Below are 11840 nucleotides of genomic sequence, written 5' to 3'. Positions count from 1 at the left end.
CCTAGCCTCTCGTCCCATGAGCGACGCCCCCACTCCTGCCATCCATGACCTCGGCGGTGCCAGCCGCTACCGCTGCTCCCCGGTCGAGCGCGACGAGGCACCGCCCGATGCCTTCGGCAAGCGGGTCGATGCGCTGCGGCAGATCCTCGCCCAGAAGGGCATGATGACGGTCGATGAGCTGCGCCGGGGCATCGAGAGCATCCCCGAGGCCGACTACTTCACCATGACCTATTACGAGCGCTGGCTCACCTCGATCAGCACGCTGATGGTCGAGAAGGGCGTGGTCGCGCCGGAGGACCTCCGGTGAGCGAGGCCGCCTTCTCTCCCGGCACCCGCATCCGCGTCCGGGACGACTGGCCGGAGCGCCGCGGCCCCTGCCATATCCGCACGCCGCATTATCTGCGCGGTCGGGAGGGCACGGTGGTCCGCCTGCTCGGCCGCTTCGCCAATCCCGAGGACCTGGCCTTCGCCCGCCCGGCGCCGCGCCGTGCCCTCTATCACGTGCTGTTCGACCAGCCGCCGATCTGGGCCGAAGGCGAGGCCGGCGACAGCCTGCTGGTCGAGATCTTCGAGCATTGGCTGGAGCCCACCGCCACCCCGACCCAGGAGGCCGCATGAGCGCCCCCGCCCGCCCCGAATCCCTCCTGAAGCTCGAGAAGCTGGTCGCGGCGCTGACGGCGCGCGGCCTGGTGACCGAGGAGGAGATCGCCGCCCGCCAGGCCAGCACCGACCGCGCCAGCCCGGAAATCGGCGCCCGCATGGTGGCCCGCGCCTGGCTCGACGCCGATTACCGCCGCCTGCTGCTCTCGGATGGCGCCACGGCGGCCGAGCAGATGGGCGTCTCCATGGCCGGCGCGCCACCGCTCGGCGTGCTCGAGGATGCGCCGGGGCTGCATCACCTGGTCGTCTGCACCCTGTGCAGCTGCTACCCGCGCGCCGTGCTGGGCTACCCGCCGCACTGGTACAAATCCTTCGAATACCGCGCCCGGGCGGTGCGGGAGCCCCGCGCGGTGCTGGCCGAATGGGGCACCGTCCTGCCGGCCGGGACGCAGGTGCGGGTGGTGGACAGCACCGCCGACTACCGCTGGATGGTGCTGCCGATGCGCCCGGCGGGGACCGAGGGCTGGAGCGAGGACCAGCTCACCGCCATCGTCACGCGGGACGTGCTGGTGGGCGTGGCCCTGCCGCGGCTTCCGGTGGCTGTCGCCGCGGAATAGGCTGCCGGCGGGAAACGCCGGGGACCAGGCCAGGGAATGATTCCGCAGGACGGACTGCCACAGCCGCGCCGCACCCTGGCGGTCGCGGCGATCCTGGTCTCCATCGTCGTCACCGTGCTCGACACTGCCATGGTCAATGTGGCGCTGCCGGCCATCGCGCAGGATCTCGGCGTCGGCCCGGCCAGCGTGATCTGGCTGACCAATGGTTATCAGATCGTCGTGGTCTCGACGCTGATCTCCTTCGCCTCGCTGGCCGAGATCCTGGGTTTCCGCCGGGTCTTCCTGGCCGGCATGGTGCTCTATGTCTGCGCCTCGCTCGGCTGTGCGCTCGCGCCCTCCTTCCCCCTGCTGGTCGCGGCGCGGGTGGTGCAGGGGCTCGGTGCCTCGGCGGTGATGGCGCTGACGGCGGGGCTGGTCCGCTACACCTATCCGGGGCGGGAGCTGGGCCGCGCCATCGGCGTGAATGCCATGACCGTCGCCGCCTCCGCGGCGGCGGGGCCGACCATCGGCTCGGCGATCCTCGCCCTCGGTCCCTGGCCTCTGCTCTTCGCGGTCAATGTGCCGCTCGGCATCGCCGGCATCGTCATCGGCGCCCTGACCCTGCCCGAGACGCCGCGGGCGAATCGCCGCTTCGATGGGGTGGCGGCGGGGCTGGCGGCGGTTGCCTTCGCCCTGGTCTTCCTCGGCGCCGATCTGGTGCTGGCGATGCCCTGGCTGGCCGCGGCCTGCCTCGTGGCGGGGCTGCTGGCGGCGGTGGCGCTGGTGCGGCGGGACCTGGCGACGCCGACCCCGCTGCTGCCGCTCGACCTGCTGCGGCTGCCCTCGGTCGGCTTCTCGGTCATCGCCTCGGTCTGCGCCTTCGCGGCCTGGGCGCTGGGCTTCGTCTCCCTGCCCTTCCATTTCACCAGCAACGGCCATCCGCAGGTGACGACCGGGCTGATGATGACGCCCTGGCCGCTGGCCCTCGCCTTCTCGGCCCCCTGGGCCGGGCGGCTCTCGGACCGGATGCCGACCTCGCGGCTCTGCATGTTCGGCGGCTCGGTGCTGGCGGTGGCACTGCTGGCGCTGGTGCTGCTGCCGGGGGATGCCTCGGTGGTCCTGCTCGGCCTCGCCGTCGCGCTGGGGGGCTTCGGATTCGGCTTCTTCCAGACGCCGAACAACCGCACCATGCTCTCCGCTGCGCCCAAGGCGCGCAGCGGCGGGGCGGGCGGGATGCAGGCGACGGCGCGGCTGTTCGGCCAGGCCCTCGGCACCACGCTGGTGGCGCTGGCCTTCCAGACCGGCGGCGGGCCGAAGCTGGCGATCGCGGCGGGGGCCTGCTTCGCCCTGGCCGCCGCGCTGTTCAGCCTGCTGCGCGGTGGGCGGGGCTCCAGGGGAGGGTAAGGCATGGCCGGCATCGGCAGGGAGGAGGCGCTCGCCTTCCGGGACCAGCTCCGGCGGCTGCTCGCCGCCCGTGCCGGTGAGGCCGAGCTGCGGCGCGTGATGGAGACGCCGGCGGGCTACGACCCCACCCTCTGGCGGCAGCTCGCCGAGCTCGGCCTGGTCGGGCTGGTCGTCGAGGCCGCGCATGGCGGCACCGGTGCCGGGCCGGTGGCGCTGGAACTCGCCATGGAGGAGGTGGGAGCGGCACTGCTGCCCGGCCCGCTGCTCGGCAGCGGGGTGCTGGCGGCGGGGCTGGTCGCGGCGCTCGGCGATGAGGCGACGGCGGCGCGGCTGTTGCCGGGGATCGCCGATGGCTCCCGCATCGCCGCCGCGGCCATCACCGGGCCGGCCGGGAGCTGGACCGAGGCGGGCGTGGCGGTCGAGGCCGTGCCGGACGGCGGGGGCTGGACCCTCTCCGGCACCGCCTCCTTCGTCCTGCACGGGCAGAATGCCGACCTGCTGCTGGTCGCCGCCCGCACCGCCGAGGGCATCGCCGTCTTCGAGGCCGATCCACGCGCCGCCGGCCTGGTGGTCGCGGCGCTGCCCTGCTTCGACCACAGCCTGCGCATCGCCGAGATCCGCTTCACCGGCGCCCCGGCGCGGCGGCTGGGTGGGCGGCCGGGCTGGGCGGCGGTGGAGGCGGCGCTCGACCTCGCCCAGGTGGCAATGGCCGGGGAACAGGCCGGCGCCGGGCGGCGGGTGCTGGAGATGACGGTCGAGTACGCCAAGACCCGCATCCAATTCGGCCGGCCGATCGGCAGCTTCCAGGCCATCAAGCACATGGCGGCCGACCTGCTGCTGGAAGCCGAAAGCGCCATCTCCGCCGCCCGCCATGCCGCCGAGGCGCTGGAGGGGCGCGCGGTGGGGGCCGGCGCCGCGGTCCATCTCGCCGGCTTCGCCTGCGCCGAGGCCTTCGCCACCATCGCCGCCACCGCCATCCAGATGCATGGCGGCATCGCCTTCACCTGGGACCACCCGGCGCATCTCTATCTCCGCCGGGCACGGGCCGATGTGCAATTGCTCGGCGCCCCGGCCTGGCACCGCGAGCGCTATCTCCAGGCGCTGGGAGCATGAGCATGACCGACGCATTGCGGGACGAGGTCCGCGCCTGGCTTGCCGCCCATTGGACCGGCCCCGCCGCGGATGAGGCCGCCGCCCGCGCCTGGCTGGCCAAGGTGGTCGAGGCACGCTGGGCGGTGCCGCGCTGGCCGGTCGAATGGGGCGGCCGCGCCCTGCCGGATGCCGAGGCGCGGATCATCGAGGCGGAATTCGCCGCCCTCGGCGCGCCCGGCACGGGGCAGGACCGCACCAACCTCTATGCCAATACCCTGCTCGCCTTCGGCACCCAGGCGCTGAAGGAAAGGCTGCTGCTGCGCATGCTGCGCGGCGAGGTGCCGATGTGCCTGCTCTATTCCGAGCCCAATGCCGGCTCCGACCTCGCCGGTCTGCGCTGCCGGGCGGAGCGGCGGGACGGGCAATGGGTGGTGAACGGGCAGAAGGTCTGGACCTCCTACGCCGCCGTCGCGGAATACGGGATGCTCGTCGCCCGCACCGATTGGGACGCGCCGAAGCACCGGGGCATCAGCTTCTTCTTCTGCCCGATGCGCCAGCCGGGGGTGGAGGTGCGGCCGCTGCGTCAGATCACCGGCGAGAGCCGCTTCAACGAGGTCTTCCTGACCGATGCGCTGATCCCCGAGGAGAACCTGCTCGGCCAGCCGGGCCAGGGCTGGGCGGTGCTGCAGACCGCGCTGGCCTATGAACGCTCGGTGATGGGGGAGGCAGCGCGCGGCCCGCGCAGCGGCGTGGCGGAGGGCACGGGCGAGCCGCCGCTGATCGCCCTGGCGCGGGAGGCCGGGCGGCTCGGCGATCCGGTGCTGCGGCAGGACCTGGCGCGGGTGCTGGCCTATCGGGCGCTGAACGCGCTCAACACGGCGCGGGCCAAGGCCGACCTAGCGCAGGGCACTTCCTCGCCCCTGATGAGCCTCGGCAAGCTCGCCATGTCGCGCATCCTGCATGAGGAGGCGCGGCTGCGCACCGCCATCCTCGGCCCGGAGAGCCTGTTCGAAGGGCCGGAGCATCCCCGTGCGGAGGATGCCAATTTCCTGACCCTCAATGCCTATTTCACCTCGATCGGTGGCGGCACCGACCAGATCCAGCGCAACATCATTGGCGAACGGGTGCTGGGCCTGCCGAGGGAGCCGGAGGTGGACCGCGACCTGCCCTTCCGGCAGGTGCGGAGCCAGTAGCGAGGCGGCCCTAGGCCGCCTGCTCCAGCGTCGGCGCCACATCCGCGACTGTCGTGCGGTGCAGGTCGCGCACCTTGGTGGCATCGTAGCGCCGCGCACGGTGCATGGTGGCGCGGTTGTCCCACATCACTAGGTCATGCGGCCGCCAGACATGGGCATGCACGAATTCCCGCTGCGTCGCATGCTCCGTCAGGTCGCGCAGCAGCGCCCGCGCCTCCGGCACCGGCCAGCCCCGGATCGCCCCGGCATGGGAGGAGAGGAAGAGCGAGAGCCGCCCCGTGCTCGGATGCCGCCGCACCAGCCGCTGCGGCACGGGCTGCCACTTCGCCAGCTCCTCCGGCGTGAAATCGGTGAAGCCGAGCACGCCGCGGGAATAGATCTGGCTGTGCTCGCAGATCAGGTCCCGCACCAGCGCCCGGGTTTCCTCGTCCAGCGCATCCCAGGCGGCGCGCATATCGGCGAATTCGGTGTTGCCGCCGCCTTCCGGGATGACACGCGCCGAGAGCAGCGAATACTTGGCCGGCGTCGCCTTGAAGCTGCTGTCGCTGTGCCAGAGCATGTTGCCCAGGCCGAACAGCCGCTTGCGGTCGTCCCGCGCCATCACCGACCCGTCGCGCTCGAGGTTGGAGATGTCGTTGATCTCCATCGAGAGGCGGCGGGCCTGGCCCTGGGCAAGGTCGCCGGTGGCCAGCTCCAGCTCACCGAAATTCCGGCTGAAGACGATCTGCTGCTGGTCGTTGATATCCTGGTTGCGGAAGACCAGCACGGCATAGCGGTCCATGCCGGCCTCGATCGCCGCCACCTCGGCCGGGCCGAGAGGCTGGCGCAGGTCGGCCCCCGAGACTTCACCCACGAAGTCGGGGCGGGACGGGTTGGCGGGGCGAATGGCAAGGGTCATGGCGCAGAGTTCCTCCTCGGGGCTTCGGCCCCTTTGGCGCAAATCTAGAGCATGATCCGTCTGCACTGAAGCATGGCCGAAGTTGGCCGGCGGGGCGACGGGCGTGCTGCCGGACCTGGGAGAACGGGGACCTTGCTAACCCTGCATATGTCGAGACTGCAGCCTCATTCGTAATGGACCGCACCCAGCACAATATTGCCTGGGACCCTCCCAGCCTCGCAATACTAGATTGCGATACGATTATTGGGCCGTTTGTTCCGCATCCGGCGCTTCTCCCGGCCCGTAGGGTGTTCGGGCCCATACGGCTCGGGAGGAAGACATGGCACACGACACCTACGTCCAGGACGGCAAGCTGCTCTACTCGACCGACCTGACGGCGCTGAACAATTCGGGCGTCGAGGGCCGGGCCGTCCTGCTGATTGATCAGGATGCCCGCACCCTGACCGTGGACATCCAGGCTGCCGGCCTGGAACCAGGTCCGATGCACATCCAGCACATTCACGGCTTCACCGACGACACCGACGCCAAGTCGCCCACCATCGCCCAGGACAGCGACGGGGACGGCTTCGTGGAACTGGCTGAGGGCCTCGCCACCTACGGCCCGATCCAGCTCAACCTGACGCTGAACCCCGAGAACTCCGCCCATGACCATGGCACGGACGGCCATGATCACACCGACCAGGCGATGTTCCCGACCGTCGGCGCCGATGGCAGGCTGAGCTACCACGAGGTCTTCACCTTCGCGGCCGACGACCCGAATGCGAGCGCCATCTTCGATGGCATCACGCCGCTGGAGGCCAAGGAGATCGTCATCCATGGCCTGACCACCAACGCCAACCAGGGCGCCGACACGACCGGCGAGGTTGATGGGACCGACGGATACAAGCTGGCCCTGCCCGTTGCCTCTGGCGAGCTGAACGGCGTGGCCCCGGCAGCCGATGTGCTTGCGGCCGTGGACGACCTTGGGCTCGACGCGAACGACGTGGTTGACTGGAACGCCATCGCCGCCCAGGTCACCGAGAATTTCGCGGCGACCGGCAACTGGTACCTATGACCCTGGCGGCACCCTAGCCGCCTGGCCCTGGCAGGCCGCGCAGGCGGCCTGCCATCCGGTCGCCCGGGATGGTGGCGCCCGGCGGGATGATCCGTGGCGAGGAGCCTGGCCCCGGCCTCAATTCTGCTCGGCGCCGGAGGCGCGGACCAGGGGACCCCAGAGGGCCGTCTCGTCCTTCACGTATTGGGCGAAGCGCTGCGGCGTCCAGCCCGGCATCCCCGGCGTGCCGAGCCCTTCGAGCCGCGCCAGGAGGGCCGGATCGGCCAGGGCATGTTCCACCGCCGCGGCCATCCGCGCCTGGATCGGCGCCGGGGTCCCGGCCGGGCCGAACAGGCCGAACCAGGAATAGGCCGGGTAGTCGGGGATGCCCGCCTCCTTCGCCGTCGGCACATCCGGCATCACCGGCGAGCGTTCCTGCGAGGTGACGAAGAGGCAGCGGATGGTCCCCGCATTGGCATGCGGCTGCAGCAGGCCGGTGATGTCGTGCAGGAATTGCACCTCCCCCTTCACCAGCGCGCCGAAGGTCTCGCCGCCGCCGCGATAGGGAATGTGCACCGCCTGGGCGCCGATACGGGTCAGGAAATTGGCGCTGGCCAGGTGCCCGGTCGCGCCGATGCCGTTGCTGCCATATTGGTAGCGGTTGGGGCTGGCCCGCAGCGTCTCCACCAGCTGCGCCGGCGTGCGGATGTCCCAGCCCGTGGTCGTCACCGCCAGCACCAGCGGGACGAAGACGGTGGGCGCGATCGGCGCCAGGTCGCGGATCGGGTCATAGGGCAGATGGCGATACAGCGCCGCGGCGATCCCGGTGGAGGAAAGCGTCGCATGCACGAAGACCGAGCCATCAGGCGGCGATTTGGCAACGAGGTCGGTGCCGAGCGTGCTGCCGGCGCCCGGCCGGTTCTCCATCACCAGCGGCTGGCCGAGAAAGGCCGACATGCGGGGCGCCATCAGCCGGATGGTCACATCCGTGCCGCCGCCCGGGGCGAAGGGGATGATGATCCGCACCGGCCCGCTCGGCCAGGCAGGCTGGGCCAGCGCCGGCGCCGCGAGCCCGCCGGCCGCGAGGCCGAGCAGCCCGCGACGGGGAAGGGACGGTGGGAGCAGCATCCTCGGCACTCCTGTCAGGCCGCGCCGGCTTCGGCGAAGCGGGCGATGTGGAAGGCATCGATCGGCACGCCGGGCGCGCCGGTCGCCAGCAGTTCCGCCATGGTGGCGCCGACGCCGGGGCCAAGCTGGAAGCCATGGCCACAGAAGCCGAAAGCATAAAACAGGCCAGGCAGCACGCGGCTCGGCCCCATCACCGGGATGTCGTCGGCCATATAGCCCTCGACCCCGCTCCAGCTGCGGATGACGGCGAGGCGCGCAATCGCCGGCAGCAGCCGGGCGATCATCGGCAGCTGGCGCAGCGTGTTCATCGGGTCGAGCGTCGCGCGCTGCGTGACGAGGCCGGCGGTGCCGCGGAAGCCGCCGCCGAAGACGATGTTGCCGCGCTTCACCTGGCGCAGATAGACCACTTCCTGCGCCACGCCGCTCTGTACGCCGAGGACGGGAGCGATACGGTAGGGCGCCGGCTCCGTCACGCCCATCTGCGGCGCGCGGGCGATGATCGGCACCGGCTCGCCCAGCGCCGCGGCCAGCGCCCCGCCCCAGGCCCCGGCCGAGACCTGCAGCAGGGGCGCGCGGAAGCTGCCGGCCCCGCGCGTCTCCACCACGAAATCCTCACCGGGCTTGCCGATGCCCAGGACTTCCGTGTTCTCCAGCACCGTGGCGCCGGCGCGGCGGGCGGCGCGGCCGAAGGCCGGGGCGGCGAGCCGCGGATTGGCCATGCCCATCCACCGGCGAGTAGGAGGCCATGACGACCTCCGGCGAGAGGAAGGGAAAGCGCTCCCGCAGCGCGTTGTGGCTGATCAGCTCCAGCTCCAGCCCATAGGGCCGGGCATCGCGCGCATAGGCTTCGAGCTGCGCCGCATCTGCCTCCCGGAAGGCGAGGCGAAGATGGCCGGAGGGCAGGAATTCCACATCCTCGCCCAGCAGCTCCGGCAGCTGGCCCCAGATCTCGCGGGAGCGGTTGGCGAGGGGAAGCTGCGGCAGGAAGCGGCCCTGGCGGCGGACATTGCCGAAATTCACCCCGCTTGCCGCCTGACCGAGCAGGTCGCGCTCCAGCAGGATCACCGACATCCCGTGCTGGCGGAGGAAGAAGGCGGTGGCGGCGCCCATGATGCCGCCGCCGACGATGATGGCATCGGCCTGGCGCGGGATCATTCGGCGAACTCCGTCGCGGCGGGCAGCGGCTTCACCGGTGCGGCGCCGCGCAGCCGGCCGACCTGCTCCACCGGCACGCCGCGCGCCGCAGCCAGGACCTCGGCGGCGGCCAGGCCGCAGACCCGCCCCTGGCAGCGGCCCATGCCGGCGCGGATGAAGGCCTTGGCGCGATTGACCTCCGGCGCGTCCAGCGCCCGGGCGCTGGCGCGGATATCGCCGGCGGTGATGCTCTCGCAGCGGCAGATCACAGTCTCGTCCGGCAGGCCGGCGGCGAGACGGGCGGGCCAGGGGAAGGCGGTCTCGATCCCGCGCCGGAAGCGGCCCATCGGCCGCAGCCGGCCGCGGAGCGTCGTCATCTCCAGCTCATCGACGGGGTGGCCGAGGTCGCGCAGCGCGGCGCAGGCGGCGAGCTGCCCGGCCGCCTCCGCCGCATCGGCGCCCCGCGCCAGCGCCCCGTCGCCGGCCAGATAGACGCCGGTGCGGGTGCTGCGGCCATCCGCATCCCGCACCGGCAGCCATTGCCGCGCCACAGGATCGAAGGCGAAGTCGCATTGCAGCAGGTCGGCGAGCTGCGTCTCCGACCGCAACCCATGGCCGAGGCCGATGGCATCGCACTCGGTCCGCTGTTCCCGCCCGGCGGCATCGCGCCAGCGCAGCGCCGCCACCTGGCCTTCGCCTTCGATGCCGAGCGGGGTGACGCCGCCCGCCAACCGGACACCGCGGCGGCGCAGATCGGCGGTATAGCGCAGCCCGCGCGCCAGCATCCCCGGCCGCGCCGCCAGCCAGGGCGCCGCGCGCAGCCGCAGATGCCAGGGGCTGGTATCCAGCACCGCCTGCACATCGGCGCCCGCCTTCGCATATTGCCAGGCGACCAGGTAGAGCAGCGGCCCGGTGCCGAGGAAGACCGGCCGCTGTCCGATCAGCGCCGCCTGCGCCTTCAGCGCGATCTGCGCCCCGCCGAGCCCATAGACGCCGGGCAGGGTCCAGCCGGGCACCGGCATCACCCTCTCGGTCGCGCCGGTCGCCAGGATCATGGCTTGCCAGGGCAGCGCCTCGGCGCGGCCCTCGCGCAGCAGCATCAGCCCGTCCTCGGTCACGCCCCAGGCCAGCGTCTCCGGCCGCCAGTCGATCTGGGCGCGGAGCGCGGCGAAGTCGCCATGCAACCGCGTGGCGCGCCCGGCATCGGCGCCGTAGAGCGCGGCGGGCGGGCGGGTGAAATTTGCCGGCTGGCGGCGATAGATCTGGCCGCCCTCGCGGCCGCCTTCCTCGATCAGCACCGGCCGCAGCCCGGCCTGCACCAGCCGCGCCGCGGCGCGGATGCCGGCCGGGCCGGCGCCGATGACGATCACGGCTGGCCGGTCCATGCCACCTCCCGCGTCAGGATGCGCATGCCCTCGGCGACGGGCGTGGAGCAGGCGCGCAGGCTCTCGCCCGCCTCGGTCCAGACCCGGCAATCCTGGCAGGCGCCCATCAGGCAGAAGCCGGCACGCGGCCCGCCATCGAATTCGTTCAGCCGCAGCGCGGCCCGCTGCGTCAGGATGGCGACCAGCAATGTGTCGCCCTCCAGCGCCTCGAGCGGGGTGCCATCCACCACGAGCCGCACCGGCCGCCGCTCCCGCTCACCGATGCGGTGGAACAAGCCCGCCATCGCCTGAAATCCCCCAACCAGGCAAGCTTCGGCCACGTAACGGGGCCTGTCCAATCGGCTTTCCGGCTGCTTTCATAAGCTGGACCTATGGCGAAAGGGCCCGGCCCCGGTGAATGCGCGGCAGATCGAGGTGTTCCGCACCATCATGCGCTGCGGCACGCTGACCGGGGCGGCGCAGGCGCTGCATGTCTCCCAGCCGGCGCTGAGCCAACTGCTGCTGCATGCCGAGGACCAGCTGGGCTTCAAGCTGTTCCAGCGCCTGGCCGGGCGGCTGGTGCCGACGCCGGAGGCGGAGTTGCTCTTCCCCGAGGCGGAGCGGCTGCACCGCGACCTGGAAGCCTTCCGCCGCCATGCCGCGGCGCTGCGCGGCGGCACGGCCAGCACGCTCCGCCTCGCCGCCTCGGCGCCGCCGGCCCTGTCCTTCGTCCCGGCCGCGCTGCAGGCCTTCCGTCAGGCCTGGCCGGAGACCCGGCTGGTTTCCTTCGTCGTCCCGGTGCAGGCGATTGTCGAGAAGCTGGAGCAGGGCGAGGCCGATCTCGGCATCGCCATGAACGATACCGGGCATGCGGCCATCCAGCCGGAGACGATCGGCAGCAGCGAGGTGATCTGCGTCCTGCCCGCCGGCCATCGCCTCGCCGCGCTGGAGGAGGTCGGGCCCGCCGACCTGCAGGAGGAAACGCTCATCGCCTATCGCCGCGATACATTACCGGGGATGCGGCTGGACGCGGTCTTCGCCGCCGCCGGGGTGCCGCTGCGGCCGCAGGTGGAGATCGATGTCTCGATCATCGCGCTGGCCTTCGTGCAGGCCGGCATCGGCATCGCCCTGGTGGATGGGCTGATCCCCTGGGCCGGCTTCGCGGGAATCGTCGCCCGCCCCTTCCGGCCGCTGGTGCCGTTGCCGATCTCCCTCCTCGTCCCGACCCGGCGGCCCTGGACCCGCCAGCAGGCAACCCTCAGGGAGGAGCTGCGCCGGTCGCTGGCGGCCCAGGCGGCCGACCCGGCGCATCGGGGGCGGCTCCGCCTGGCATAAGCGGGGCTTATCCTCTTCGGCCATATCCGTCTTGGACAGGCGCTGACCCGGCCCGGAGACTGC

General features: G+C 72.1%; 14 protein-coding genes. 8 read left to right on the top strand and 6 right to left on the bottom strand.

The window, feature by feature from the left end:
- Window positions 1-16 precede the first annotated feature (16 nt).
- The 6 genes from JMJ55_RS31645 to JMJ55_RS17400 are packed head-to-tail and all read left to right on the top strand — an operon-like array spanning window position 17 to window position 4885.
- Complete coding sequence (locus JMJ55_RS31645) at window positions 17-307, top strand: SH3-like domain-containing protein (RefSeq protein WP_202826862.1); 291 nt, start codon at window positions 17-19, stop codon at window positions 305-307.
- Window positions 304-618, top strand: a complete 315-nt coding sequence (locus JMJ55_RS31640; protein ID WP_202826861.1) for an SH3-like domain-containing protein — start codon at window positions 304-306, stop codon at window positions 616-618. The genes JMJ55_RS31645 and JMJ55_RS31640 overlap by 4 nt, the downstream gene beginning before the upstream one ends.
- Entirely contained in the window at window positions 615-1217 is a 603-nt protein-coding gene (locus JMJ55_RS17415) for a nitrile hydratase subunit alpha (protein WP_202826860.1), read from the top strand. The genes JMJ55_RS31640 and JMJ55_RS17415 overlap by 4 nt, the downstream gene beginning before the upstream one ends.
- Window positions 1218-1253: 36 nt before the next feature.
- Complete coding sequence (locus JMJ55_RS17410; RefSeq protein ID WP_202826859.1) at window positions 1254-2600, top strand: MFS transporter; 1347 nt, start codon at window positions 1254-1256, stop codon at window positions 2598-2600.
- 3 nt (window positions 2601-2603) lie between these two features.
- Window positions 2604-3713: an acyl-CoA dehydrogenase family protein gene (locus JMJ55_RS17405; protein WP_202826858.1), complete on the top strand. Its 1110-nt coding sequence runs from the start codon at window positions 2604-2606 to the stop codon at window positions 3711-3713.
- A gap of 2 nt (window positions 3714-3715) precedes the next feature.
- On the top strand, window positions 3716-4885 hold the full coding sequence (locus JMJ55_RS17400; protein ID WP_202826857.1) for an acyl-CoA dehydrogenase family protein: 1170 nt from the start codon (window positions 3716-3718) through the stop codon (window positions 4883-4885).
- A gap of 10 nt (window positions 4886-4895) precedes the next feature.
- Here the strand turns inward: JMJ55_RS17400 and JMJ55_RS17395 are convergent, their stop codons facing one another.
- On the bottom strand, window positions 4896-5783 hold the full coding sequence (locus JMJ55_RS17395) for a TauD/TfdA dioxygenase family protein (RefSeq protein ID WP_202826853.1): 888 nt from the start codon (window positions 5781-5783) through the stop codon (window positions 4896-4898).
- A 319-nt stretch (window positions 5784-6102) separates the two neighbouring features.
- Between JMJ55_RS17395 and JMJ55_RS17390 the strand changes: the two genes are divergently transcribed.
- On the top strand, window positions 6103-6837 hold the full coding sequence (locus JMJ55_RS17390; RefSeq protein WP_202826851.1) for a hypothetical protein: 735 nt from the start codon (window positions 6103-6105) through the stop codon (window positions 6835-6837).
- 117 nt (window positions 6838-6954) lie between these two features.
- Here the strand turns inward: JMJ55_RS17390 and JMJ55_RS17385 are convergent, their stop codons facing one another.
- The 5 genes from JMJ55_RS17385 to JMJ55_RS17370 are packed head-to-tail and all read right to left on the bottom strand — an operon-like array spanning window position 6955 to window position 10747.
- Complete coding sequence (locus JMJ55_RS17385; protein ID WP_202826850.1) at window positions 6955-7944, bottom strand: Bug family tripartite tricarboxylate transporter substrate binding protein; 990 nt, start codon at window positions 7942-7944, stop codon at window positions 6955-6957.
- A 14-nt stretch (window positions 7945-7958) separates the two neighbouring features.
- On the bottom strand, window positions 7959-8663 hold the full coding sequence (locus tag JMJ55_RS31635; protein WP_268885332.1) for an NAD(P)/FAD-dependent oxidoreductase: 705 nt from the start codon (window positions 8661-8663) through the stop codon (window positions 7959-7961).
- Window positions 8557-9099: an NAD(P)/FAD-dependent oxidoreductase gene (locus tag JMJ55_RS31630; RefSeq protein ID WP_268885331.1), complete on the bottom strand. Its 543-nt coding sequence runs from the start codon at window positions 9097-9099 to the stop codon at window positions 8557-8559. Before JMJ55_RS31630 ends, JMJ55_RS31635 begins: the two co-directional genes overlap by 107 nt.
- Window positions 9096-10463, bottom strand: a complete 1368-nt coding sequence (locus tag JMJ55_RS17375; protein WP_202826849.1) for an FAD/NAD(P)-dependent oxidoreductase — start codon at window positions 10461-10463, stop codon at window positions 9096-9098. The genes JMJ55_RS31630 and JMJ55_RS17375 overlap by 4 nt, the downstream gene beginning before the upstream one ends.
- Window positions 10445-10747 (bottom strand): (2Fe-2S)-binding protein, encoded by a 303-nt coding sequence (locus JMJ55_RS17370; RefSeq protein ID WP_202826848.1) that lies wholly within the window; start codon window positions 10745-10747, stop codon window positions 10445-10447. The genes JMJ55_RS17375 and JMJ55_RS17370 overlap by 19 nt, the downstream gene beginning before the upstream one ends.
- Window positions 10748-10856: 109 nt before the next feature.
- Between JMJ55_RS17370 and JMJ55_RS17365 the strand changes: the two genes are divergently transcribed.
- Window positions 10857-11777, top strand: coding sequence for a LysR substrate-binding domain-containing protein (locus JMJ55_RS17365; protein ID WP_202826847.1), 921 nt, complete (start codon window positions 10857-10859; stop codon window positions 11775-11777).
- Window positions 11778-11840 lie beyond the last annotated feature (63 nt).

It is taken from the genome of Belnapia mucosa (genome assembly GCF_016775475.1).
Lineage (GTDB): Bacteria > Pseudomonadota > Alphaproteobacteria > Acetobacterales > Acetobacteraceae > Belnapia > Belnapia mucosa.
This window is presented reverse-complemented; position numbering and strand designations above follow the sequence as displayed.